Genomic DNA, 25,219 nt, shown 5'->3' on the forward strand with positions numbered 1-25,219 from the left:
GACCGCCCACGAGATCATATCTTATCGCGAAAGAACCTGAATGCCAGTACTTTCCACCGATGAACGAGCTGCACTCTCGTTGTCGGTTCGCGCGGCGTGCGAGCGTCTGCTTCCTGAGGAACGGCTACGTTTCGTCGCTTATGACGCCGGGCCTAACGACCGAGGCTTCGACCGTGAACTGTGGCGTACGTTGTGCCAGCAGGTCGGCGTGGCCGAGATCGCCGTCTCCGACGATCTGAGCGGCGACGGCTGCGGTGCGTCAGCACAGGCGGCCATCGCGCACGAACTTGGCCGGGTTCTGGCGCCGGTGCCTTTTCTGTCCTCGGCGGTGTTGGCCACGGACCTACTTGCCGCTACTTGCGAACGCGCCGACCTCCTCGCCGACGTGATCGCGGGGCAACGCACGGTAGCTGTGGCCCTGCAGAATCGGTGCCGACGCCTCGACCGCACTACCGCGCCTGTGTCGGCGTCTGGCGACGGGGACCGGTGGCGGCTGTCGGGATCGGTGCGCCGTGTCTTGGGCGCAGCCGGCGCCGACCACGTCCTCGTCGTCGCCGACACGTATGGGCAACCGGCGATTTTCGTGGTGGACCGGAATCAGTCGGGGGTGGCCGTGGCGGTCGAGCGCGTCCTGGACGCCACGCGTCCGATGGCGACGGTCACCCTCCGCGATGCCCCCGCGCATCGCCTGACCTCCGATCGCCCGGTGGGCGACGTGGTCGACGAGTGTCTGCTCCGCACCATCGCCGTGCTCACCGCCGAGCAGGTGGGAGCCACCGAACGGGTCCTTGAGATGGCCGTCGAATACGCCTGTACACGGCGGCAATTCGATCGCGCCATCGGCTCCTTTCAGGCCGTCAAGCACCGCCTCGCGGACATGTTGGTGGATCTCGAACTCGCGCGCTCGGCGTCGATGGCCGCCATACAGGCCGTCGACGAGGCCAACCCCGAAGCGAAGTGGCGGGTCAGCATGGCGAAGGCGGTGTGCTCTGAGGGCCTGCGCGATGCGTCGCACGCCAACCTGCAGATCCACGGGGGGATCGGATTTACCTGGGAGCACGCCGCTGGTCTCTACGTCAAGCGAGCCCGCACCGATGAGGTGCTGTTCGGCGGCCCCGCTGAGCACTGGAACCTGTTGGCCGACACCGCAGCGCTAGTCGCCACCCAACATGATGAACGGAGTGGGGAACATGCGTCGGCTGCGTCAAGGTGACGAGCCCGAAATAGCGACGACCAGCCCAGCCGCGGCGCCGCCGACGCGAGACGACCTGCGAGCGTTCCTACGGGCGGCCCCCAAACCCGAGGGGCTGCGCAATTACGGGCCTACGCCCACCGCCGCCGACGTGGAGCCCGCCCGGCAATGGCACGCCTACCTCGCCGCGCACGGCTACACGTGCCTGCACTGGCCGCGTGAGTTCGGCGGAATCGATGCCCCGGTGACGTTCCAGGCAATGTTCGCCGAGGAATGCGCCTACGCCGACGTACCCCGACAGTTCAGTATCTTCGGCCCAGATTTGGTAGGACCGGTCCTGATCAAGTACGGGTCCGACGAACACAAGGCCACCTACCTCGAACCCATCCGCACCGGGGCGCACATCTGGTGTCAATTGTTTTCCGAGCCGGAAGCCGGATCTGACCTCGCCTCGCTGCGCACCCGCGCAAACCCCACCGCGACGGGATGGCGCATCGACGGACAGAAGGTCTGGAGTTCCGGAGCCGCAGACGCCGACCTCGGAATTCTGCTGGCCCGCACGGACTCCGACAAGCACCACGGCTTGTCGATGTTCGTCGTCCCAATGAGTACACCGGGCATCACCGTGCGCCCACTACGCCAGATCGACGGCGAGTCCAAGTTCAACGAGGTTTTCCTGGACGCCGTCGAACTGCCCGCCGACGCGCTCGTCGGACGACCCGGGCAGGGGTGGGAACTGGCGTTGGCGATGCTGGGCCGGGAACGGCTCACGCTCGGTACCCACGCCGTGGCGATGTTCCGCCGCCATCACGCGCTCGTTGCGGCCGCCCACGAGCGCGGTGTCCTAGACGCGGTCCTTGGCCGGTCGATGACGCGGTTGTGGGCGCGGATGTGGCTGCTGCGCTACACGTGGCAGCGTGCCGTCGAACGCGGCGACTTGACCTCGCCGGAATTCTCGGTGCTCAAGCTGGTCACCTCTGAAACCGACCGCGACTTATCGGATCTGGCGACCGACGTGCTCGGCGTGGAGGCGTGCACCGACCCCGAGGACGACGAGTTCGTCCGGCACATGCTTGTCGGGCGCGCGCAGACAATTCTGGGCGGTACCAGCGAGATTCAGCGCAACATACTCGCCGAGCGCGTGCTGGGTTTGCCCAAGGAACCGCATTGACCGCCGCCACACTGACCGAAACGCTGAAGGCCGAACTACGCCCCGGCATGACCGTCGCCCTTGGTGACGGCGTCGGCGTGGTCGGCCGACTCCACGACGGGGCCATGGTGTGCGAGGCGCTCAGCGCCGCGGCGTCCGAACTCGGTGAGATCAGGCTCGTCGTCGGCTGGTTGCCCGAACCGGCTGAAGGCCTTGACGCCAACGCCTTCCAACAAGTGACGGTACTGATGCCCGGCGCTGGAGCGCGCACGCTCATGAATAGTGCGGTGTCCCGATTCGTGCCCGCGCGATTCTCGGCGTGGCCAGCATTGCTGGCCGGAGCGCTGCGGCCCGACGTGCTGCTCACCCGACTCGTGCACCGGGCCGGCGAGTTCCACTTCGGTAGCGAGGTCTCCTACCAGCGAGCGTTGGTCGACTCGGGGATACCGGTGCTGGCCGTCATCGACGACGCGACCCCACTGGCGTCCGCTGAGCCTCCGGTGGATCCGGCGCAGGTCCGGATCATTGGTCGAAGCAGCACCGGTCCCGCTCATCACCACCGCGAACCCGAACCGCTACATGACCAGATCGCTGATACGGTTCTACGTTTCGTCCCCGCAGGGGCCCGGGTTCAGTACGGCCCAGGCCAATTGGGCACAGCCTTGCTGCGGCGCGCGACGGTACCGCTGAGCATCGACACCGGGTTGATCACCGACGCCGTCGTTGACCTCGACCGTCGGGGGCTGCTGTGCGGAATCCCGTCGGCTACCTACCTGACTGGGACAGAGGTGCTCTATGACTGGGCCGACGGGCGTCGGATTCTGCGCGGCGCGCAACATACCCACGACCTGACGCGGTTGTCCCGCGGCGCCCCGTTCATCGCCGTGAACACCGCGGTCGAGATCGATCCCGTCGGCTCGGTCAACGTGGAAGGGCGCGGCGACAAGATCATCGGCGGCATCGGCGGGCACCCCGACTTCTGCGCCGCGGCGCGCACACATCGGCAGGGACTATCGATCATCGCGACACCGTCCACCATCAACGGTCGCAGCGCGCTGGTGGATCGGCTCAGTCGCCCCACTTCCACGCCCGCCATCGACGTCGACATCATCGTCACCGAATCGGGACACGCTGACCTTCGCGACGCGGATTGGCCGCAGCGGCGTCAGCGCATCGCCGAACTATTCGCCGTCTGATCGAGAAAGGCTTCATATGCCCGCACTGGACGGTCACGTCGTCCTTGTCACCGGCGGTGGTCGCGGCATCGGTCGCGCGCACTGCCTCGAACTCGCCGCCCATGGCGCCGCGGTTGTTGTCAACGATCCCGGCGTCGCCCGGGACGGAAGCGGTGGCGGTGGTGGTCCGGCCGACGAAGTCGTCGCCGAGATCACGCTTGCCGGCGGGGCCGCAGTCGCGCACACCGGGTCGGTCACCGATTGGCACGACGCGCGCGACATGGTCGAGCGGGCGATCAACGACTTCGGAAGGCTCACCGGCGTGGTGAACAACGCAGGCATTTTGCGGGACGAAATGCTAACCAGCGCCACGGAATCCGCCTGGGACGCCGTCATCGATGTCCACCTCAAGGGATCGTTCGCCGTGACTAAACACGCCTGTGACTATTGGCGCGCCCAGTCCAAGGGAGGACACCCCGTCGACGCCCACGTCGTCAACACCGTCTCGGGAGCAGGTTTATGGGGCAACGTCGGGCAGGCCGCCTACAGCGCGGCCAAGGCTGGAATCGCGGCGCTGACCCTCGTCACCGCACAGGAGATGCGACGGCACGGTGTCGCAGTCAACGCGATCTCCCCGCTGGCGGTGACAAGGATGAGTGCCGAGTTTTTCGGAGATCAGCGCGCCGCCGACCCCGAACTTGACCCGGCGTGCATCTCCGCCGTCGTGGCCTGGCTGCAGTCGCCGCAGGCGTCCTGGCTCACCGGACAGATTTTGCGCATCGACGGCAAGCGACTCATCCGCATCGAGGGCTATTCCGAGGCGCCGCGTCACTACGTGGCCCGCGACGGCGAGCGGCTCGAATTCGCCGAACTAGGACAGGCCGTCAGCTGGCTATGGGATGCCGCGCCGCGCGGTCTGGCCGGCCCGCTGCCGGCCCGCTCGTGAGCACCGCGAACGATCCGATGGTGCTCAGCCAGACACCATCGGCGAACGACCAGTTCGCGGCGTTATGCGCCAACGACGGCACGCTTGCGAAGCTGCGGTCCTCGATACGAGAGTTCCTGCACGGTGACCGCGAACTTCACGGGTGGCGACCCGAGGTCGACTCCTGGCTGTCCTGCTGGGACGAGGAATTCAGCGCCCGCCTCGGGGCGGCTGGCTTCCTTGGCATCACGATTCCGCGCCAGTACGGTGGAGCCGAACTGGGTCACCTGCACCGCTACGTCATCATCGAGGAGCTGTTGGCCCAAGGCGCACCGGTGGCGGCGCATTGGATCGCCGACCGACAGGTCGCTCCCGCGTTGCTCGCCTACGGCACCGAGGAGCAGCGCCAGCGCATCTTGCCGCGAATCGCGGCGGGCAGGTTCTACTCCGCCATCGGCATGAGCGAACACGGCGCGGGCTCTGACCTCGCCGCTGTCCAGACCCGCGCGACCAAGACAGACCGAGGGTGGTCGCTCTCCGGAGCGAAGGTATGGACAAGCGGCGCTCACCACGCCGACCAGATCGTGGTCCTTGCCCGCACCAGTGCACTCGATCCCGAGCATCGGCACGAAGGTTTCACTCAATTCCTGGTGCCGTGCGACGCGCCAGGCATCACGATCGACCCCATCACCCTGATGTCGGGCGAACACCATTTCAACGAGGTGCTGTTCGACGACGTCCACGTTTCCGACGCCGACGTCCTGGGCCAGGTGGGCGCCGGCTGGCACCAGGTCACCTCCGAATTGGCCTTCGAGCGCAGCGGCCCCGAGCGGATCCTGACCACAATGCCGTTGATCTCGGCGGCCATCGACTGGCTCGCCACGCGACCGATCCACGACGACGCCACCGCCACCGATGTCGGTCATCTGATCGCGCGCCTGATGTCCCTGCGCCAACTCTCGGTGGCCGTGGCCCGTGCACTGGTGGCTGGCGAACCCGCTGCCAACCAGGCGGCGCTGGTAAAGGATCTCGGCACCTCGTTCGAACAGGAATCGGTCGATCTGATTGCCGACCTGTTCGACCGGACCGGCGCGTGCACCGACCTCAACCCTGAGCTGCAGGCGATGCTGGCCACCGCATGGCTGCATCGTCCGCTGTTCACGCTGCGCGGCGGAACCAACGAAGTGTTGCGCGGTGTAGTGGCCCGAGGCATGGGTCTGCGATGACCAGCATCGATACGGTGCTGTCCGGCGGCGTCTTCGGCGCCGCCGTCGACGACTTCGACGCCTTACGTGAACTCGTCGACGAACTCGGCCGCCGCGCCTTCGACGCCGGCACCGGCCGTCGAGCGCGCCCGCAGACCCTCGACCATGCACTGTGGGATGCGCTGCAGGACACCGGACTCGACCGACTAACCAGCAATCCGGACAACGGCGCCGGTCCGGCCGAGCTCGCCGTCGTGCTCTACGGGCTGGCCCGCCACAGCGCCGCCGCACCGCTGGCCGAGACCGACCTACTCGGGGCTTGGCTCGCCGATGCGGCAGGTGTCGACGTACCCCCCGCGGGACCCTTGACGGCCGCTCGCGCCGCGGGGACCCTCGGCGGGGGCGCCATCACCGGCACCGGCACCGCCGTGCCGTTCGGGCGGGTCGCGGCCGCAGTTGTGCTGCTGGTCGACACCGACACAGCGCACTACGTCGGTGTCGTCGACCCCCACGCAGTGTCGATCACTGACGGTATGAATTTGGCCGGCGAACCCCGCGACGACATCGCCTTCAAATTGTCTCTGCAGCATCTGAATCAGGTTGAGCAGGCGGTGGCCGACGAACTCGTCTGCAGAGGAGCGTGGGCGCGCTGCATACAGCTGGTCGGCGCGCTCGATGCCGCCGCGGCATCCTCGGTGGCGCACTGCCGCGAGCGCGTGCAGTTCGGCCGCCCGTTGAGCCGCTTTCAGAGTGTCCAGCAGAGCCTGGCGGTCATGGCCGGAGAGATCGAACGCGGCCGCGCCGCCACCACACTGGCCGTGGCGGCGGCGGTCGACTCCGGTTTCGCCGACGGACGCACCGAATATGCGGTGGCCGTGGCGAAGGCTGTGCTTGGACCGGTAGCTGCCACAGTGACCAGCGCAGCCCATCAGCTGCACGGAGCGATCGGCACCAGCATCGAGCATCCGCTGTGGTCGTCCACGCTGCGCGCCCGCAGCTGGGTCGACGAGTTCGGCAGCGCCGGTCATCACGCCCGGCGGGTGGGTCGTCTAGCGCTTCACGCCACCAATGTCTGGGACTGCGTCACGGGTGGCATCTGAGACACGGAGCTTCTCAGCTCATCAGCATCACGTCAACGAAAGGGCCCCTTTGATGGATCACCTGAACTGGTCGATCGCCGATGGCGTCGGCACCATCATGCTCGACCGGCCGGAAGCACGAAACGCGTTTACACTCCCGATGATTCGCGATTGGGAGGACCTGCTGCGGTCCTGCCGCACCGATGAAGACGTGCGCGTGGTCGTCTTAACCGGTGCCGGGGAGAAGGCGTTCTGCGCCGGGATCGACCTGTCGTGGCTGACTGACGCACGTACTCCGTTGCAGCGCAAAACCGACCTGCACGCCGGCATCCAACGCATCGCACTGGCCGTCGAGGACCTCGACAAACCGATCATCGCCGCGATCAACGGCGTGGCGGTCGGAGCTGGCTTGGACATGGCACTGATGTGCGATCTGCGCGTCATGTCTAGCACTGCGCGCGTCTCAGAGGGCTATGTCAAACTCGGACTGGCTCCCGGCGGCGGCGGCGCGTATTACCTACCCCGGCTCGTTGGTTTGGCCAAGGCGCAGGAACTTCTGCTGACAGGCGACGTCGTCGACGCCGACGAAGCCCTGCGCATCGGTCTGGTCAATCGCGTGGCCGAGCCCGGCCAATTGATGTCCGAGACAACCGCATTGGCGCTGGCCATCGCCGCGAACCCGCCAGCCAGCGTCCGGATGATCCGACGCGTGACCCGCCAGTCGGCCAGCCTGGAGCTACGGCCGGCACTGGACCTGGTGTCCTCCCATGTCGCCATCCTGACGACCACCCACGACGTGGCCGAAGCGTTGAGCGCATTGACCGAGAAGCGGGCAGGCCAGTATCTCGGCCGCTAACGCCGTCTAATCGACGACGCGCTCGGAAGGCGGATTCCACGGGTCATACGTTCTGAAAACCCTGTATTGAAAGGGAATTCGCTCGTCGGTGATTGGGCCGTCAGTCGCTACGGCAACGTGGCGCCCCACGAAGGATCGGCAAGCACATCGTCATGGCTGGCGTCGAGTTCCTCGCCGGTCCAGCGGATGGAACCCGGTGTGCGGCTGAAGCGCGGGACAACCGCAGGCATCCGCATTGGACCGTACTGCGGGTCGTCCACCGTTTCGATGGTGCCTCGGGCTGCGTAATGCGCATCGGCGAAGATGTCGGCGGCATCGAACTCGACGCAGTAGGCCACATCGTTGTCCTCACAGATCAGCTTCAGCTCCTCGGTCGTGTGACCGTTGACCCACTTGGCGAGCAATTCGTCGAGTTCTGCGCGGTTGGCCACTCGTGCGGAGTTGGTTGCGAACCGGTCATCGGTGGCCAATTCAGGCCCGCCCACCGTCTCCAGCAGCCGCGCGGCCACGGGCTGCGTGCTGGCCGTTAGTGAGAACCACTTGCCATCGGCGGTCTGCCAGGTGCCGACCGGTGCGACGTAGGTGTTGGACGTCCCTTCGCGACCGATCACCGTGCCCTCTTGGTCGTAGGTGGCGGACATCAATTCCATCAGGCGAAAGCATGCCTCGTACAGGGCAAGGTCGATCTCCTGGCCGCGGCCAGATCGTTGCCGCTCGATGTAGGCCGCGAGCACGGCAGCGGTTCCGGTGAGCGCACCGAAGTAGTCGCCGACGGGGATCCCCGGATGAATCGGAGGCCGGTCGGGGAATCCGTTGATAGAGGAGAACCCGCTGAACGACTGGGCTATGCGGCCGAAGGCGCGGTGACCGCGGTTCGGCCCGGTCTGACCGAAACCGCTGACCCGCAACATGATCAAGCCCGGATTGTCCGTCTGCAGCGTCGGATAGTCGAATCCCCACCGTTCCATTGTGCCCGGAGTGAAGTTCTCCACGAAGACGTCGGCCGACTTCGCTAAATTGCGCAACACCTCTCGGTCGGTCGGGAGGTGCAGGTCCAACGCGATTGATCGCTTGCCCCTGCCATTCACCTTCCACCACAGCGGCGCACCGGAATGCGATCCGAGCTTGCGAATGGGGTCGCCGATGCGTGGCTGTTCGACCTTGACGACGTCGGCGCCCCAGTCAGCGAGGTAGGTGCCGATCATCGGGCCAGCGACAAGCTGACCCACGTCCAATACCTTGAGCCCAACCAGCGGGCCGCGAGCCTCGGGTCTGTGGTCCTGCATCGTCATGCGCGCGTCCTCTTTCGCCGTGAATGTCTCGCATCACGGCCAGCCGTCGGCTCACCGTCTGCCGAGCAGGCTAGCCGCGGACGACGGTCACCAAAATGGTTGTGTTGCCACCACGGTGGTATCCCGCTGCGACGCACGCGATCCGGAGGGCCAACAGATGGTGGTACGCCGGCTAATAGCAGCGGTTGAACTCTGCAGTTCGGCCTCGATGTGGGCAAGCTGACGTTCACTGGCGAATCGAGGAGGAACCGATGCCGTTGAAGACCTTCGCCGACGTGCTCGATCATCCGCGCTATGTCGAGTTGAGCTTCGCCGCCACCGATCGGTGGATCACACCGCCGTATCTTCGCTCCGCCGCACGCACTGCCGACACACCATTCGACGTCACGGCCATCTTGGCGGGTGACTCGGTAAAGGGACCGTTGATTCTCTTGTTGGCGGTGGCACCAGGGATCGAGCCGCCCGATGCTCCAGCGCACGGGCATGCCAGCGACAACTTCCGCATCTCGTTGTGCGGAACGCTGCCAATGGGTTCGCAACGTTACGGAGCGGGGGAGTTTCGCTTCCAACGGGGGTGGAAGCCGTACGCCAGCGACAACTATGCCCACGGAACCGACGGCGGGTGGACGATGCTGTGCTTCGCCGACAGAAGGGGCGCGCGTGTTCGTCATGTCGACCCGGACGCTCCGGCACACGGCCCGGCCGACGCGAATCTTGCCGCCTGGCTCGGTATCGGCGGCGACTTAACGTCCAACGATCCGCATCTCACTGCCGGGGACTCGGCGCTCGCGGTCAACTTCGGTGTATCGAGGAAGCCGCACCTCAATGGCTCCTACGCGCAGGCTAGTGCGTGGCCTGGCGTCGGCACCGACACTCGTGCGATGGGTGCACTGCTGGGCGACCCGCAGCGCGGTCCGCTGATGGTGATGTCAAGGACGTCGCCGAATGCTTTGTCGGCCAGCAGATTCACGGTCGACACCGAACTCGTCCATGTAGTTGTGCGCGGCAGCTGTACGATCGGCGATCAGTCGCGCCGCGCCGGCGATATACGGGTCACCCGCGCTGGCGCGGAGACGGAGTCGGTGGTGGCGGGACCCGACGGAGTCGACGAACTAATTGTGCTCGGCGACCGCAGCGGCGCGTTGCCGCGGTTCTGCGGTGATGCGCGGGGATGGCCGAGCGCCATCGAGGGTGTCCGCGCACACCTAGTGCACGCGCTGCACGGGGGAGCATCGGACTGACTCCGCGTGAACTGTCGCAGGCATTTGTGGTCCGCAGTGAGGGTCCGCCCTGAGTGAGCCAAAGTCGTTGACGGAGCACAAAGCTCGACGCGACACCGTCGGCGCTGATGCCGGTACTAGTGCTCAGCGCACCACGTTGTAAGCTGCGTCGGCCGATAGATTGTCGACGTGGATAACCGCTTGCGCGACGCCGCGGCGATCGTCGGCGTCGGGTGTACCGAATACACCAAGCGGTCCGGTGTCTCGACACTCACCCTGGCCACGCAGGCCATCGACGATGCCCTCGCCGACGCCGGCCTGGACCCCCGCGACGTCGACGGGGTGGCGTGCCATCGCATCGCCGACTCCGCAGATCCGGCGCTGGTGGCCCAAACACTGGGCATTCCGGAACTACGGTTCATTCGAGACGTCTTCGGGGGCGGCAGCTCCTGCATCGCACCGCTGAGCGCAGCCGCCACCGCAGTGGCCACCGGGCAGGCACGTTGCGTCGTCGTCTGGCGGGCACTCAACGCGCGCTCGGGTGCCCGGATGTCGGGTGCAGCGGCGATGACCGGGCTTTCGTCGGATGTGCAGTACTGGCTGCCGTATCAACACGTGTCCGCACCTCAGCAGTACGCCATGTTCACCCGCGCCTACATGCACGCCTACGGCGTCACCGCCGAAGATCTTGGACGCGTGGCAATCATTCAGCGCGACCACGCCGCACTCAATCCAAGAGCGATGATGCGTCAACCGATCACGATGGACGACTACCTCGGATCACGCTGGATCGCCGAGCCGTTACGGCTCTTCGACTGCTGCCTGGAATCGGATGCTGCTGTGGCTTTGGTGGTGACCTCAACACAGCGCAGTCGCGACCTGCGCCGCACGCCTGTCACGATTTGCGCGACCGCCTCGGGCGGCGGAAACCAGTTGGCGTCCAACCATCATCGTGAATTGACGGCCTCCGGTGCCGCACGGATGGCGCCGCGGCTGTACGAGGCAGCCGGAATAGGCCCCGCCGACATCGACGTCGCAGAATTCTATGACGCGTTCTCGCCGCTGGTGCCGCTGCAATTGGAGGCATACGGATTCTGCGCGCCGGGTGGGGCGGCATCGATGATCGCCGAGGGCGCCACGCGGATCGGCGGTCGCCTACCTGTCAACACCCACGGCGGCCACCTGTCCGAAGGCTACGTCCACGGGCTCAACCACGTCGTCGAAGCTGTGCGGCAGCTTCGCCATGAATGCGGTGCACGTCAGGTTGCCGGCGCGCAGGTGGCCCTGTCGACCGCCCAGCCTGGAATCAACAGCGGCCTGACCGGTGCCGTAATCCTGAAGCGGGGAGTCTGATCGCCATGAACCATCCGTTAGCCGATGCCGACTCAGCGCCGTGGTGGGACGCACTGGAGCGAGGCCAACTGCTGATCCAGTGCTGCACCGGGTGCCAACGACTCCGTTGGCCCGCCCGCGCGATCTGTAATGATTGCGGCTCGTTCGAGTGGCGTTGGATCCCGGCCACTGGGCGGGGCACCATCGCGTCGTGGACGGTGACTCATCGGTCGGCGCCGGCCGATGCCACACCGACCGTGGTGGTGATGGTTCGCCTCGACGACCAAGATGACATTTTCATGCCCGGCTTCGTCGACGGACCGGACGACGGCAGCGGACTCAGCATCGGCCTGCCGGTCAATGTCGGTTTCGACGAGGTCGCGGTCGGATCGGACGGTTGGCGGTTGTCGGTGCTGCGATGGCGTCGCCTCTGACCAGGCCAGTCCTCAGGCCGCCAGCAGTGCCTCCATGCGGCTTCGCGACTCGTCATCGGCAAGCATGTGAACCATCAACAGCAGATTCGGATGGTCGAGAGGACGCAACTGCACGAGCCGGGCATTCACTCGACCGGCGACGGGATGGTCAATGGTTTCAATGTGATCGGCAAAGCCCTCCACCTCGTGTCGCTCCCAAATGTCGCGGAAGAACTCGCTTTCGGTGGTGAGCGCGTCGACGATATTGGCGAAGTGTGCGTCACCCGGATACTTCGCGGCCTCAGCGCGGAACCGGCCGGCAGCATGCCGCGTCTCGACCTCCCAACCGACCAGGCGCTCCCGCATCTCCGGACACATCACCTGAATCCACAGGCCGTTACGGTGTTCGGGCGCCAACGTCGACGGGTCGACGAAAAGCCGCGCATAGGAGCGGTTCCATGTCAACAGGTCGGTCGCGGGCAGCATGAGATGCGCCGGATTCGGCAGCAGGCCGTCGACGAGTGCGATGAGACTATCGCCGACCTGTCGCCGGTCCAGATACACCGTGCGCGGCGTAACCCCGGCGAGGCGCCGCAAATAGCTGTGCCCGTTGTCATCGAGTCGCAGTGCGCGGGCGAGGGCTTCGATGACCTGCGGTGTCGTATGGATGTCTCTGCCCTGTTCGAGCCACGTATACCAAGTGACGCTCACCGCGGCGGTGTCGGCCACCTCGTGGCGGCGCAACCCCTTGACTCGTCGTCTGCCGCGGCGCGGAATTCCAATGTCTTCCGGCTGCAGCGCCTCGCGGCGGGCGCGCAAGAACGCCGCGAGCGCCTCGCGGCGGGCCTGATCTTCGGATGCCGTTGTGCGACTGCGTTCGCTTATGGCAGGGAGGTCGGGCAAATCCTGGTCGTCATCTGTGATGACCGATGACATCTCACAGGGCAGGGTCAATGTGGCGTTGTGCACGTGATCATCTCCTCGCGCGGTTGGGCTCGCCGAATGGGCTACGACGGTGCGCTGGTTGCAAACGGACGACGGTGGCGACCCACGCGCGCGGTGTGAAGAGATGGATGCCGGACCGGCGGGGATGCCCGGATTGACCCTCTTGAAGGGTGCAGTTCGTACTAGCAGTGCGGCCCCTGCAGGCGCGAGACCCCAGCGCCGGTGCACTTGCGCTGCAGGTTTGCAATCGAACGTCGTCGTTCACGTCCCTGAGACTACACTACACCGACTAGTGTAGTTTGAAATCGCCCGCATTTCGGAGAAGATGCGTGGCATGGCCACCGCCGAAACCGCAACGCGTCGCCGAGGACGCTCTGAGAAGAAGCGCCTCGCGATCTTGGACGCCGCTCAGGAACTCTTCGCCGCTGGGGGGTTCGACCTCACCAGCGTGGACGCGATCGCCGCGCGCGCCGACGTGTCGAAGAGGACGGTTTATGACCACTTTGGCGATAAGGAGACCATTCACACGACCGTGGTCGAGCGAGTCGCCGAGAAGCTGCTGGGAACGGTGACGTCCGCACTGGACGACGAACTGCCCTCGGGCTGCGATCTTCGGTCGGGCCTGCTCGGGTTCGTACGCCGTGTCGCCACAGAGGCATTCCCATCGTCGGATTACGTCGAGTTTCGCAACCTGGTCAACCTCGGCACGGCCCGGCGCAGGGTCCCCGGATCGACGCGCAACAAACCCAAGGAACTCTTCACCGAGCGGATCGAGCGGTTCGCCGCCGAGGGCGCGATCCGCACTGACGACCCTCGCCGGGCAGCGGAGCACTTCATCGCACTGACGATCCTGCTAGCCCAGGACACCGTCGACACCACCACCACTTCGGCGTGGGAAGCCATTGACTCGATCCTCGTCGATGGAGTAGACGCGTTCATGCGCGCCTACACCTGAATATCGGATGCTGCGCTCACTCGTCGATGCTGATCGCCCGCTTCGGGCAGGCATTGACGGCGTCTTCCAAGTTGGCGCGCTGGCTCTCGGGAGGGTTGTCGTTCAGCACATACAGCAATTCGTCCTCCCGCACCTCGAACAGCTCCGGAGCGGCGAAGCAGCACAAGGCATTCGACTCACACAGTTCAAAGTTCACCGAGATCTTCATGCCGCAATCGTGTCTTGCGCGTGTACGTTCTGCGAGACCGAACCGATGAGAGCACCAGTGCCACCACCCACGTGAAGCACATGGCAGGCGAGGTTACTGGACCGTCACAGCGCGAGCGAAAAGCCGCCATTGACGGCCAACGTCTGGCCCGTAATCCATCCGGCCGACTCTGAACATAGGAATAGCACGGCCGCCGCGGCGTCGGTTGGTTCGCCGAACCGGCGCACGATGTACTGAGCCAGCACCTTGACGCCGACCTCCTCGTCGGCCAATTCCTCGGCGGTAGCAGGAGTTCTGGTCGCCCCCAACGACACGCAGTTGGCCGTGATGCCAAACCGTCCGCCGAGGCGCGCGACAGCACGCGTAAATCCGGCTGCTCCGGCTTTCGCGCCGGAGTAGACCTCCATGCCGTGGGTCGCCCCGACGCGACCTGCGTCCGACACAATGGTGACAATGCGCCCATAGCCCGCAGGTGCCATCTGTTCCAGGGCACCCCGCGTACAGTTGACCACGCCCAGGAAGTTGACCCGCAGCAGTGATTCCCACTCGGTGGTTTCCTGCTGGAGGAATGGACGAATACCGCCGGTGTTGGTCGGGCTTGTCCGGATGCCGGCATTGTTGACCAGCACCCCGAGCGGGCCGAAGCGTTGCGCGGTGTGCGCGAACATTTCAGCAACCGCCTCGGGGTCACCGACATCGGCTTGTATCGCAAGGGTATCGGCGCCAAGCATGCGTACTTGATCGGCCACCTGATTGGCGCGATCAGCGTCGGAGTCGTTGACGATCACCACACGGGCGCCGTGCTCGGCGAGGGTCAGCGCAATCTGTTGTCCGACGCCCCGCCCGGCGCCAGTCACCAATGCAACCTTGGCGGCGACGCCAGTTCCAACCAAGCTAACGGCCATCCTCGTCGATCAGAGCAGTTCGACGAGGGTCGCATTGGCAGTGCCGCCGCCCTCGCACATTGTCTGTAACCCGTACCGAATTCCTTTGTCGCGCATGTAATGCAACATTCGAGTCATCAGTACAGTGCCCGATGCCCCCAGCGGATGGCCGACTGCGATGGCCCCACCTAGCGGATTGAGCGCTTTGTCGCTGACTCCAAACGTCGCCTGCCACGCCAGTGGTACCGGCGCGAACGCCTCGTTGACTTCGAAGACGCCGATGTCGGTGATAGCGAATCCCGTTTTCCCAAGCAGCTTTTCAGTGGCTGGAATGGGGCCGGTCAACATCTGTACCGGATCGGAGCCCGCCACCGCGCCTGCCACGTAACGAGCGATCGGGACGACGCCGAGCTCGCGAGCCTTTTCGGGAGTGGTGATCAGCGTGGCTGAGGCGCCGTCGGAAATCTGCGAAGCATTGCCGGCATGGATCACCCCGTCCTCTTGAAACGACGGCTTGAGCGCGGCGAGGGTGTCGACCGTCGTGCCGCGCCGCACCCCTTCGTCGGCGACGAAGCCGGGCTTATCCGGGACATCAATCAGCTGTCCGGCGAAGGTACCGTCGTCAATCGCGGCACCGGCAAGTTCATGGGAACGCGCTGAAAACTCGTCAAGTTGGCTGCGGCTCAAACCCCATGCGCACGCGATCATCTCGGCACCGATGCCCTGATTGAAGTCCTCATTCGGGAACCGTCCCGACGTGAGGTCCGATGAATACCGGCTGCGAACCATCGGCCCGAACGGGCGGCCGAGTTCACGACCCGCCCCTAACGGCACTCGGCTCATCGATTCCACACCCCCGGCGATGACGACGTCGTAGTGTCCACTACGCACTAGCCCTGCGGCGAAGTCGAAGGCGGACTGGCTTGAGCCGCACGCGCGATTGACGGTTAACGCTGGAATACTGTCCGGCCACCCAGCAGCCAGCACGGAGTAGCGCCCGATCTGGGCGGCCTGGTCTCCAACCTGATTGACACATCCCCAGATGACATCGTCGATTACCGCGGGGTCAATCCCGGTGCGCCGCTGCAGAGCACGAAGCACGTGAGCGGAAAGGTCGACGGGATGGACGTCGGCCAGCGACCCGTTGCGCTTCCCGATGGGGGTGCGCAGGGCATCGATGATGACGGCGTCGGGCATAGGTCCTCCAAATCAGTGAAGCGTAAGTCGTACGGGCGGGCTGAGCTTCGAAGGCCTAGGGACAAAATCCAACCACCCCGAAATGCGATGCAGGCGAATGCTCCAGGCAGCACAGCGTTACGGCATAGCGGGCCCGCGCCTGGCGATGTTACGCCTGCAGAGCAACGCCAGCCTGGTGGCATGGGTACCCCCTGGCGCTTGTCCGATCCGCAGAGTGGCAGTGCCACTAATGGCATGGGCTGAATCTGTTCCACACGGTCGATGAGCGCGGATACTCGACGCGAATGAGAAGGAGGGCGCGTGGAGACGAAGACTCCAGATCCCGAGGTGTTGCTAGTGGAGGGCACCGGCAGTGTGAGAACCGTGACGTTGAATCGTCCGGAACGGATGAACGCCGTCAATGAGCCGTTGCACACTGCGCTTGCCAACGTTTGGGCGGAACTGCGTGACGACGACAACGTGCGTGCCGTCGTCCTCACCGGTGCGGGTAAGGCATTCTCGGCCGGCGGTGACATGGACTACCTGTCAAGAGTCTCAACCGATCCGGAGTTTCGATATCGCACCATGGCCGACGCTCGCCGGATCGTCTCGGAGATGCTCGCGTTTCCTAAACCGGTGATCGCCGCGGTGAACGGACCGGCGGTCGGTCTCGGCTGCAGCCTGGCGGTATTGGCCGACGTCGTCTACATCAGCGAGCGGGCGTTCATGGCCGACCCCCACGTGACTCTAGGGGTGGTCGCGGCCGACGGCGGTGTACTCGCTTGGCCGCTCATGATGAGCATGCTGCGCGCCAAGGAGTACCTGCTGACGGGCGACCGCATCGACGCCAGCGAAGCACAGCGGCTTGGTCTGGCCAATCACGTCGTCACGGCCGAAACTCTGTTGCCTAAGGCCTATGCGCTAGCTGAGCGACTGGCCGGGCAACCGCGACAAGCGCTTTGGGACACCAAACGAGCTCTCAATATGCACATGAACGCGGCGATTGCCAACGTGATCGACTTCGCGTTCGCGGCTGAAAGCGAGACTTTCGCACTGCCGCAGTTCCAGTCGTCGCTCAAGGGTTACACCACCGAACGCAATATCAGCAGTCGGTCCATTGCGGTGTCGGCCTCTTGAGGCGCGGTCACTAGCACTTTGAACCATCCGAACATCAAGGAGAGACAATCATGGACGACTCACTTAACTGGCTGGTTTCCGTCGACGACCATGTGCTCGAGCCGCCACATGTCTGGCAGGACCGGCTTCCGGCGAAGTTCAAGGAGGCCGGCCCGCACATCGTCTCCGATGAGCACGGCGAGGCCTGGGTCTTCGAAGGCCAGCGCAAGCCCACGACCGGATTGTCGGCAGCTGCGGGAAAGAAGCGCGAGGACTTCAGCCCACTGCCGGTGACCTACGCCGACATGCGGCCGGGTTGTTATGAGCCCAATGCACGCATCGAGGACATGAACCGCGGCGGCATACTCGCCTCGCTGTGCTTCCCGTCGTTTCCGCGGTTCTGCGGTCAGGAGTTCACCGAGGCCAACGACAAGGAACTCGGACTGCTCTGTGTCCAGGCCTACAACGACTGGATGATCGACGAATGGTGCGGGACCGAACCGGGTCGGCTCATTCCGATGGTCATCTTGCCGCTCTGGGATCCACAGCAGTGCGCGAAGGAGATCGAACGCACCGCGGCCAAGGGCGCCAAGGCCATCGCGTTTAGCGAAAACCCCTATCAGCTCGGACTGCCCTCGATCCACGACCGCAGCGGCTACTGGGAGCCGATGGTGTCAGCCGCCAACGACACCCGGATGCCGGTCTGTATGCACCTCGGGTCCTCCTCGCAGTTGCCCTCGACATCGCCGGATATGCCGATGGTGGGCGTCATCGCATTGACGCCTGTCGCCAGTACCGCCGCGGCGTGCATCGACTGGCTGTTCAGCCCTTGGCTGCCCAAGTATCCCGACCTGAAGCTGTGCCTATCCGAGGGTGGCATCGGCTGGATTCCCTACGTCATCGAGCGGTGTGATCACGTGGTGGAAGTCCAGCGCGGATGGGCCGGCAAGGATGATTTCAGTGCGGACGACTACCTCAAGGGCTGGGGCGCTGACGACGAAAACGTCGGTAACGGTCTAGATCTTTCGATCATGCCGTCCGAATTGTTCCGCAAGCACATTTTCGGATGCTTCATCGAGGACCCGTTCGGTGTGGCCTCGATCGAGAAGATCGGCGTCGACAATGTCATGATCGAAACCGACTACCCCCACACCGATTCGACGTGGCCCAACTGCATTGAGGTGGCGCACAAGGAACTCGCGGGCCTGTCCGACGACGTCAAGCGCAAGATCATGCAGACCAACGCCGCCAGGGTGTTCAATTTCGAGCTGCCCGAGCCGCCCGCCACGCGGCAGTGAGCGGTGCCCCCAACCGCGGGATGGACGTGTGGCTGTCGCTGCCGTTCCTTTCCGCGGAGGGCTTGACCGCGCTCACTATGGCCGCCGAGAGGGCGGGGGTGAGCGGGGTCGCGCTCTCCGAGCACCCCGCGGTGCCGGCTGGCTTCTCTTCGCCGTACCCCTACGGCGACGGAAAGCCCGCGAACCTCCCCACGGACACATTGCTACCCGATCCGATCGTCGCGATCGCCGGACTGGCCACCGCGACGTCGACGATCCGGTTCATGACCGCGGTGATCATCGCTCCTCTGCGGCACCCGGTGATGCTGGCTAAAGAGGCCGCCACCGCGGCCGCGATGTCAGGTGGCCGGATCGATCTGGGCGTCGGTGTCGGTTGGCTCCGTGAGGAATTCGAAGCACTGGGTAACCCGTGGTTCGTTACGCGCGGCGGGGTTCTCGACGAAATACTGACTCTGCTGCCAAAACTGTGGACGGGTGCCCCGGTGTGCCACAAAGGAGCCCACTTCACGTTCGACGCCATCGCCGTCAATCCGACCCCGCCACAACCTATTCCGATTTTGATCGGCGGAACTTCAAAGGCCGCCGCCCGCCGCTGCGCCCTCGCCGGTGACGGTTGGGTCGGGGCCAACCACTCCGTTTACGAAATCGCTGGGATGATGGCGCGCCTGACCGAGGCGCGCACCGCTGCCGACTCCGACAACCGTCCGTTCGTGGTGCGCACCGGGCTGCGCGGTTCGATTACGCCCACCCGGGTGGCAAACCTGCGCGACCTCGGCGTCAATTCGTTCCTGCTGGCCCCGTGGCAGGTCGGCGAGCGCCGTCAATCCATCCACGACCTCGACGTCAGCGCGATCGCCGACGCGCTGCCGAACATGGTCGACATGATCACGAGCGCATAGGAGCCATTCAAGATGCAGCGAACGATCTTCAACGATGAGCACGACATGTTCCGCGACTCGGCGCGAACCTTTGTCGAGCGTGAGCTCACCAAAGAGTTCAAGCAGTGGGAGCGCTGCGGGATCGTGGACAAGACCGTCTTCAAGAAGGCAGGAGATGCCGGAATCCTAAGTTTTGCGGTCCCCGAACGGTTCGGCGGCGGTGGGCACCCCGACTTCCGCTTCAACACCATCTTCCTCGAAGAAGTCTGCCGCGCCGGTGTGATGAGCGCCGGACTGGGCATCTCCACCCATGCCGACGTCGTGCTGCCGTACTTCCTCAAATACGGCACCCAGGCCCAACAGGAGCGCTGGCTGCCCGGGCTCGCTGCGGGTGACCTGGTCGGCGCGATCGCCATGACCGAGCCCAACACCGGCTCCGACCTTGCCGCGATCGCCACCACAGCCAAGCCCGACGGCGACGGCTACGTAGTAAACGGCAGCAAGGTCTTCATCTCCAACGGCATCAACAGCGACCTCGTCATCGTGGTCTGCCGCACCGGTTCTGAGGGACCCGCCCAGCGCAGCCTCAGCCTGATCGTCGTGGAGGCCGACCGGCAGGGGTTCAGCCGCGGACGAAATCTCGACAAAATCGGACAGCATGCAGCCGACACCGCCGAACTGTTCTTCGACAATGTTCGTGTGCCGGCGGACAATCTGATCGGCGATCAGGAACGCGGGTTCTACCAATTGATGGCAATGCTGCCGCAGGAACGGCTGTCGATCGCCGTCATGGCGCTCGCACATGCGCGCGCGGCCTTCGACGAAACCCTCGCCTACTGCAAGGAGCGGCATGCTTTCGGCCAGCCCATCGGATCGTTTCAGAATTCGCGGTTTCAACTCGCCACGATGCGCACCGAACTCGACGTGGCGCAAGCGTTCGTCGACGCCCAAATCACCGCTCATCTCACAGGTGCGCTTACGGGAGAGGAAGCCGCACAAGCGAAGTGGTGGTGCGCTGAACTCAACAACCGCGTGCTGCAAACCTGCGTCCAGCTGCACGGCGCCTACGGGTACATGGAAGAGTGCGCCGTCGGACGCGCATGGCGCGACGGCCGGGCGATGTCGATCTACGGCGGTACCAACGAGATCATGAAGGACATCATCGGGCGTCGAATGCTGGGCGTGTGATGGACCTGGGCACGCCGCATCTGCGGCTGGAGCGCCGAGGTCGTGTCGCGTGGTGCACCGTCGACAACCCGGTGCAGCGCAACGCGCTGTCCGATGCAATGTACGCCGGACTGGGCCGAGCGATCCGCACCGTCGAGGATGATCCCGAGCTCAGCGCCCTCGTAGTCACCGGAGTCGACGACGTCTTCATTGTCGGGGGGGATCCCGCGGCCCACGCCGCCGATGACACCAGCCTGAACGAGGACGACCTGCCCTTCACACGGTTGCACCGCACCGGGATTCCCATCGTCGCCGCGATCAACGGACACTGCCAGGCCAGCGGAGTCTGGCTGGCGGTGCTCGCCGACGTTGCCGTCGCCAGTGATCGAGCCCGATTCCGCCTGCCGGAGCTCCGACTCGGCGTCGCCGCACCGTGGAGTTCAACCCTGCTGCCACCGATCATCGGGCTTGCCCGAACAAAGGAACTCGCGCTGACGTCGCGCCCGTTTTCCGCGCACGAGGCGCTGGCGATGGGGTTGATCGCCCGGGTGGTATCACACGACGATCTGCACGAGGCGGCCATGCGGACCGTCGACGAGCTGTGCGAGGCAGCGCCCGAGGCGCGCGCCGCATGGAAACGGGCAGCACACCAACATATTTCGCTGGTCGATGAGCGCCTCGTGGAGGCGTCGATCAACACCGCCGAGGCGAAGGAAGGATTCGCCGCGTACGCCGACCACCGGCCCCCGTCGTGGTCCCCGCGGCACACCGAAAGTGAGGGCGCACGAATTAATGGCTGACGTCTGGTGTGGACCCAGGGAAGAACCGAGCGTGGTCGGCTTGCTGCGACAGCGCGCCGACGACGTCGGCGACCAGATGTTTCTCGACTTCAGCGGCGAACAATTTACCTACCGTCAGATCTGGGACCGCGCCGCCGGCTACGCGGCAGGCCTGAACAAAGCCGGTCTGCAACCTGATCAGACCGTCGTCACGATGCTCGACAACAACGTCGACGCTGCGGCGCTGTGGTTCGCGGCCAATCTGCTCGGCGGTATCTGGGTGCCCGTTAACACCGCACTCAAAGGCAGCTTCTTGGCCCACGTCGTTTCCGACTCCGACACCCGCATCGTCGTATGTGAGGCGGATTTCCTCGACCGGATACGCGGCGAGGTTGCCAGTCTCCCGATGCTGGAACGGATACTGGTTCGCGGCCTGCGCGAGTCCGACCGGATCGGCGCCGTGACAGTGGAACCGCTGGCCGACTATCTGCTCGAACCCGATGAGACCGCACACGTCGAGCGGAGCAGCCGCGACACCGCGCTCATCATCTACACCGGGGGGACGACCGGCCCCTCGAAGGGATGCGTCATCTCCAACGGATACGTGTTCAGTTCCGCGCGCGGATTCATCGAACAATGCGGACGCGCCGCAGAGGAGCTGAACTGGAGCCCCTTGCCGATCTACCACTTCAATCTGGTCAGCGGCACGATCCTTGGAACGATGATGCTGCGCAGCTCCGCCGCGATCGCGGGCCGATTCTCGGTGTCGGGGTTCTGGCCGGAAATGCGGCGCACCGGCGCCACCGTGGTCAACTTGCTCGGTTCGATGGGATCGCTGATCGCACGCATGGACGACACACCCGCGCTGACGGAGTGTCACGGGCAGATTCGCGTAGTGCACGGTGCGCCGTTCCCGGCTGAACTGCAACAGATCTGGCGGTCGCGGTTTGGTGTGCAACTCGTCGGCGGCAACACCTACGGGCTCACCGAGGCCTTCCCACTCACCACGCTGCTGGCCGGTTCACCATCCCCGCCGGGCAGCTCGGGCAAGGCGAACATCGAGAACTTCGATGTCCGGATATTCGACGACAACGATCGCGAAGTGCGGGTGGGAGAGGTTGGCGAGGTCGTATGCCGGCCGCGGCGCCCCGGGGTGATGTTCGATGGATATTGGCGCCGCCCCGAGGCTTTCGTCGCCGCGATGAACAACATGTGGTTTCACAGCGGCGATCTGGGCCGATTCGACGCAGACGGATTCTTCTATTTCGCCGACCGTAAGAAGGACTACCTCAGACGCCGCGGCGAGAACATCTCCAGTCAGGAAGTCGAGCAGGTCATCCTCGGCCACCCCGCCATCGCCGAAGTGGCGGTGCACGCCGTGAAGTCGGAGATCACGGAGGACGACCTCAAGGTCACTGCGGTGCTCAAGCCCGACGGGCGGCTCTCGGAAGGCGAGATGTTCGAGTGGCTCAAAGACCGGATGCCCTACTTTGCCTTGCCACGATACATCGAGTTCCGAGATGCGTTGCCGGTCAGCGCCGTCGGCCGGGTGCACAAGTACCAACTGCGTGACGACGGGTGCACACCGACGACATGGGATAGGGAGAAGGCGAACGTTACCTGGGACAGGCGATAAGTTGCCGCCCACCATCAATCAGGGAGAGCAGTGATGCAGAAATCATTCGTGGTCGGCGTCGGGATGACCAAATTCGAGAAACCGGGCCGCCGGGAGAATTGGGATTACCCCGATTTCGGCAGCGAGGCGACGCGCGCCGCGCTCGATGACTCCGGCGTTGCGTACACCGACATCAATCACGCCTTCGTCGGATTCTGTTACGGAGACTCGACATCGGGCCAGCGGGCCCTCTACGAAGTCGGGTTGACCGGTGTTCCGATCGTGAACGTCAACAACAACTGCTCCACCGGCTCCTCGGCGCTCTACTTAGCCAACCAGTTCATCCGGGCCGGGCTCGCAGACTGCGTCCTGGCACTTGGCTTCGAGAAAATGGAACGCGGCAGCCTACGCGAGCACTGGGGCGACCGCGCGGCCCCGACGGGTCGGCACATCGAGGCGATGACCCAGCGCCACGGCTTTGCGAAGGCTCCGCCGGCCGCGCAGATCTTCGGCAACGCCGGCAGAGAGTATATGGCGAAGCATGGCGTCACCAAGCAGACCGTCGCCAAGATCGCGGAGAAGAATCACCGGCATTCAGTCAACAACCCATATTCGCAGTTCCGCGAACAGTATTCGTTGGAAGACATCCTTGCGTCGCCGACGGTCTTCGACCCACTGACCAAGCTGCAGTGCTGCCCCACCTCGGATGGCGGCGCTGCCGCGGTAATCGCGAACGAATCCTTTGTCGAACGACACGGGTTGTGGGATCAGGCGATCGAGATCGCCGGACAAGCACTGACCACCGACGACGAATCAGCGTTCGACGGGGGAGACGCCGACCTCGTCGGCTTCCAGATGTCCGCGCAGGCGGCGAGGGCGGTGTACGAGCAGTCCGGCCTCGGGCCTGACGACGTCCAGGTGATCGAACTGCACGACTGCTTCTCGACAAACGAGCTCATCACCTACGAGGCACTTGGGCTGTGTGGTGTTGGGGGCGCAGGGGAGCTCATCGAGGACGGTGCAGTCGATTACGGTGGCAAGTGGGTGGTGAATCCGTCGGGTGGCTTGATCTCCAAGGGCCATCCGCTCGGCGCAACAGGGCTGGCGCAGTGCGCCGAGTTGACCTGGCAGCTCAGAGGAACCGCGGATCTGCGTCAAGTCAACGGCGCGTCGGTCGCCCTGCAACACAACATCGGTCTCGGCGGGGCAGCGGTCGTGACGATGTACCGCGCAATGACGTCCTGACCCACACCGAAGGCGGCGCGGAAAGGTAAGTGTCAGACGACATGGATCACAAGCCCGGATTACGACGTGAGTGACGGTGCCGTCGACCTGCTAGCCAGCAACGCCGGCGTGGAACACCATGGAGCCCTGAGTATTGTCACACCTGACGGCCGTTGGTCCGGAGGGTGATTCGTGCGAGATTCCGCCGTGTCGCCCTTAGTTCCGTGATTACCTTGGTATGTGCTGTCACGACGAGACACCTCGGCGCGTCGGACTCGCCAACGGGCGCTCGGGGAGTTCCTGAAGGCTCGGCGAAGCCTGGTGTCACCCGAACAATTCGGGCTCAAATTTAGCGGACGCCGTCGCGTCGCTGGCTTGCGCAGGGAAGAAGTCGCCGAGTTAGTTGGTATCAGCACCACCTGGTACACGTGGCTCGAACAAGGGCGAGATATTGGTACGACACCCGAAGTGCTCGACGCACTTTCCAAGGTTCTGCGGCTCGACGACTTGAACCGCCGATACCTTTATCAGCTGGCCGGGGAGCCACGCAGGTCGAGTTCCGCAGTCGGGGGAACCAACCCGATTCTGCCGTGGCTTGACGTGTTCCTTCCGGCGCCCGCGTACGTGATGACGTGGCCACAAGATCTCGTCGCATGGAATCAGGCATTCGTCCGGCTCTTCGCTGATCCCTCACGTCTGGAGCCCCAGCGGCGCAATATGCTCTGGATCCTGTTGACGACCCCGTCGTTGCAGACCCGGATCGTGGACTGGCAGACCGAAGCACTGGACGCCGTCGCTCGGTTTCAGGCAGCACGCAGCCTCGACATCGACAATCCCCGCTATCGCGAGATTGTGGACGACTTGTTGCCATCAAGCGATGTCTTCGCTGCCCAGTGGGAGCGCCACGACGTGCACCGCTTCGTAAGCCACGTGCAGACCTTCACAATGGACAACCACAGTCGAATCGCCATGCAAGTGTCGCAATTTCGCGCACCCGATCTACCCGAACAGGTTCTCATCGCGTATCGGCCAATCGACGAGGAGTCACGGCGCGCGCTGGCTGCGCTCCTGACTTAAGGCCAGTGATATCGCCAACCTGGTACTGAATACTTACCTGGTTAGCTCCGCGAATTAT

Annotated in this window: 24 protein-coding genes; 19 read left to right on the forward strand and 5 right to left on the reverse strand. The window is 64.7% G+C overall.

Annotated features, from left to right (window positions below; genetic code table 11):
- Positions 1-40: 40 nt before the first annotated feature.
- From D6M19_RS06335 to D6M19_RS06365, 7 genes are read left to right on the forward strand one after another with little or no spacing between them, the layout of a single operon-like run.
- Positions 41-1,213 (forward strand): acyl-CoA dehydrogenase family protein, encoded by a 1,173-nt coding sequence (locus D6M19_RS06335; protein WP_123024332.1) that lies wholly within the window; start codon positions 41-43, stop codon positions 1,211-1,213.
- Positions 1,191-2,363 (forward strand): acyl-CoA dehydrogenase family protein, encoded by a 1,173-nt coding sequence (locus D6M19_RS06340; protein ID WP_123024333.1) that lies wholly within the window; start codon positions 1,191-1,193, stop codon positions 2,361-2,363. The genes D6M19_RS06335 and D6M19_RS06340 overlap by 23 nt, the downstream gene beginning before the upstream one ends.
- Before the next feature lie 47 nt (positions 2,364-2,410).
- Entirely contained in the window at positions 2,411-3,538 is a 1,128-nt protein-coding gene (locus D6M19_RS06345; RefSeq protein ID WP_123024497.1) for an acetyl-CoA hydrolase/transferase C-terminal domain-containing protein, read from the forward strand.
- A 16-nt stretch (positions 3,539-3,554) separates the two neighbouring features.
- Entirely contained in the window at positions 3,555-4,463 is a 909-nt protein-coding gene (locus D6M19_RS06350) for an SDR family NAD(P)-dependent oxidoreductase (RefSeq protein ID WP_123024334.1), read from the forward strand.
- A gap of 17 nt (positions 4,464-4,480) precedes the next feature.
- On the forward strand, positions 4,481-5,668 hold the full coding sequence (locus tag D6M19_RS06355) for an acyl-CoA dehydrogenase family protein (protein ID WP_123024498.1): 1,188 nt from the start codon (positions 4,481-4,483) through the stop codon (positions 5,666-5,668).
- Positions 5,665-6,747: an acyl-CoA dehydrogenase family protein gene (locus tag D6M19_RS06360; protein ID WP_123024335.1), complete on the forward strand. Its 1,083-nt coding sequence runs from the start codon at positions 5,665-5,667 to the stop codon at positions 6,745-6,747. The genes D6M19_RS06355 and D6M19_RS06360 overlap by 4 nt, the downstream gene beginning before the upstream one ends.
- A 52-nt stretch (positions 6,748-6,799) precedes the next feature.
- Entirely contained in the window at positions 6,800-7,582 is a 783-nt protein-coding gene (locus D6M19_RS06365; RefSeq protein WP_123024336.1) for an enoyl-CoA hydratase/isomerase family protein, read from the forward strand.
- A gap of 107 nt (positions 7,583-7,689) precedes the next feature.
- Here the strand turns inward: D6M19_RS06365 and D6M19_RS06370 are convergent, their stop codons facing one another.
- Positions 7,690-8,874: a CaiB/BaiF CoA transferase family protein gene (locus D6M19_RS06370; protein WP_123024337.1), complete on the reverse strand. Its 1,185-nt coding sequence runs from the start codon at positions 8,872-8,874 to the stop codon at positions 7,690-7,692.
- Between the two features lie 251 nt (positions 8,875-9,125).
- Between D6M19_RS06370 and D6M19_RS06375 the strand changes: the two genes are divergently transcribed.
- The 3 genes from D6M19_RS06375 (at position 9,126) to D6M19_RS06385 (ending at position 11,860) form a co-directional block, all read left to right on the forward strand.
- Positions 9,126-10,115 carry a hypothetical protein gene (locus D6M19_RS06375; RefSeq protein ID WP_123024338.1) on the forward strand — a complete coding sequence of 330 codons (990 nt, stop codon included), beginning with the start codon at positions 9,126-9,128 and terminating at the stop codon, positions 10,113-10,115.
- A gap of 168 nt (positions 10,116-10,283) precedes the next feature.
- Positions 10,284-11,447: a thiolase C-terminal domain-containing protein gene (locus tag D6M19_RS06380; RefSeq protein WP_123024339.1), complete on the forward strand. Its 1,164-nt coding sequence runs from the start codon at positions 10,284-10,286 to the stop codon at positions 11,445-11,447.
- Positions 11,448-11,452: 5 nt separating this feature from the next.
- Positions 11,453-11,860: a Zn-ribbon domain-containing OB-fold protein gene (locus tag D6M19_RS06385; RefSeq protein ID WP_164478356.1), complete on the forward strand. Its 408-nt coding sequence runs from the start codon at positions 11,453-11,455 to the stop codon at positions 11,858-11,860.
- Positions 11,861-11,872: 12 nt separating this feature from the next.
- Here the strand turns inward: D6M19_RS06385 and D6M19_RS06390 are convergent, their stop codons facing one another.
- Complete coding sequence (locus tag D6M19_RS06390) at positions 11,873-12,808, reverse strand: helix-turn-helix transcriptional regulator (protein ID WP_164478357.1); 936 nt, start codon at positions 12,806-12,808, stop codon at positions 11,873-11,875.
- 310 nt (positions 12,809-13,118) lie between these two features.
- Between D6M19_RS06390 and D6M19_RS06395 the strand changes: the two genes are divergently transcribed.
- On the forward strand, positions 13,119-13,739 hold the full coding sequence (locus D6M19_RS06395) for a TetR/AcrR family transcriptional regulator (RefSeq protein ID WP_206428464.1): 621 nt from the start codon (positions 13,119-13,121) through the stop codon (positions 13,737-13,739).
- Between the two features lie 16 nt (positions 13,740-13,755).
- Here the strand turns inward: D6M19_RS06395 and D6M19_RS06400 are convergent, their stop codons facing one another.
- From D6M19_RS06400 to D6M19_RS06410, 3 genes are all read right to left on the reverse strand, one after another.
- Positions 13,756-13,947: a ferredoxin gene (locus D6M19_RS06400; RefSeq protein WP_123024343.1), complete on the reverse strand. Its 192-nt coding sequence runs from the start codon at positions 13,945-13,947 to the stop codon at positions 13,756-13,758.
- A gap of 104 nt (positions 13,948-14,051) precedes the next feature.
- The gene (locus D6M19_RS06405; protein ID WP_123024344.1) at positions 14,052-14,852 is read right to left on the reverse strand and encodes an SDR family NAD(P)-dependent oxidoreductase; all 801 of its coding nucleotides are present in this window, start codon (positions 14,850-14,852) and stop codon (positions 14,052-14,054) included.
- 9 nt (positions 14,853-14,861) lie between these two features.
- On the reverse strand, positions 14,862-16,028 hold the full coding sequence (locus D6M19_RS06410; protein WP_123024345.1) for a thiolase family protein: 1,167 nt from the start codon (positions 16,026-16,028) through the stop codon (positions 14,862-14,864).
- Positions 16,029-16,328: 300 nt separating this feature from the next.
- On the opposite strand from D6M19_RS06410, the gene D6M19_RS06415 reads away from it, so the two are divergent.
- The 8 genes from D6M19_RS06415 to D6M19_RS06450 all read left to right on the forward strand — a co-directional run bounded on the left by D6M19_RS06415 (position 16,329) and on the right by D6M19_RS06450 (position 25,161).
- On the forward strand, positions 16,329-17,144 hold the full coding sequence (locus D6M19_RS06415; RefSeq protein WP_234834724.1) for an enoyl-CoA hydratase/isomerase family protein: 816 nt from the start codon (positions 16,329-16,331) through the stop codon (positions 17,142-17,144).
- A gap of 50 nt (positions 17,145-17,194) precedes the next feature.
- Positions 17,195-18,421: an amidohydrolase family protein gene (locus tag D6M19_RS06420; RefSeq protein ID WP_123024346.1), complete on the forward strand. Its 1,227-nt coding sequence runs from the start codon at positions 17,195-17,197 to the stop codon at positions 18,419-18,421.
- Positions 18,418-19,320, forward strand: coding sequence for a TIGR03619 family F420-dependent LLM class oxidoreductase (locus D6M19_RS06425; RefSeq protein WP_123024347.1), 903 nt, complete (start codon positions 18,418-18,420; stop codon positions 19,318-19,320). Before D6M19_RS06420 ends, D6M19_RS06425 begins: the two co-directional genes overlap by 4 nt.
- A gap of 12 nt (positions 19,321-19,332) precedes the next feature.
- Positions 19,333-20,487 (forward strand): acyl-CoA dehydrogenase family protein, encoded by a 1,155-nt coding sequence (locus tag D6M19_RS06430; protein WP_123024348.1) that lies wholly within the window; start codon positions 19,333-19,335, stop codon positions 20,485-20,487.
- On the forward strand, positions 20,487-21,266 hold the full coding sequence (locus D6M19_RS06435; protein ID WP_164478358.1) for an enoyl-CoA hydratase/isomerase family protein: 780 nt from the start codon (positions 20,487-20,489) through the stop codon (positions 21,264-21,266). The genes D6M19_RS06430 and D6M19_RS06435 overlap by 1 nt, the downstream gene beginning before the upstream one ends.
- 31 nt (positions 21,267-21,297) lie before the next feature.
- Positions 21,298-22,881: an AMP-binding protein gene (locus tag D6M19_RS06440; protein WP_206428465.1), complete on the forward strand. Its 1,584-nt coding sequence runs from the start codon at positions 21,298-21,300 to the stop codon at positions 22,879-22,881.
- Positions 22,882-22,914: 33 nt separating this feature from the next.
- Positions 22,915-24,105 (forward strand): lipid-transfer protein, encoded by a 1,191-nt coding sequence (locus D6M19_RS06445; RefSeq protein WP_123024350.1) that lies wholly within the window; start codon positions 22,915-22,917, stop codon positions 24,103-24,105.
- A gap of 300 nt (positions 24,106-24,405) precedes the next feature.
- Entirely contained in the window at positions 24,406-25,161 is a 756-nt protein-coding gene (locus D6M19_RS06450; RefSeq protein WP_407665312.1) for a helix-turn-helix transcriptional regulator, read from the forward strand.
- Positions 25,162-25,219: the final 58 nt, after the last annotated feature.

The organism is Mycolicibacterium stellerae (assembly GCF_003719305.1).
Classification (GTDB): Bacteria; Actinomycetota; Actinomycetes; order Mycobacteriales; family Mycobacteriaceae; genus Mycobacterium; species Mycobacterium stellerae.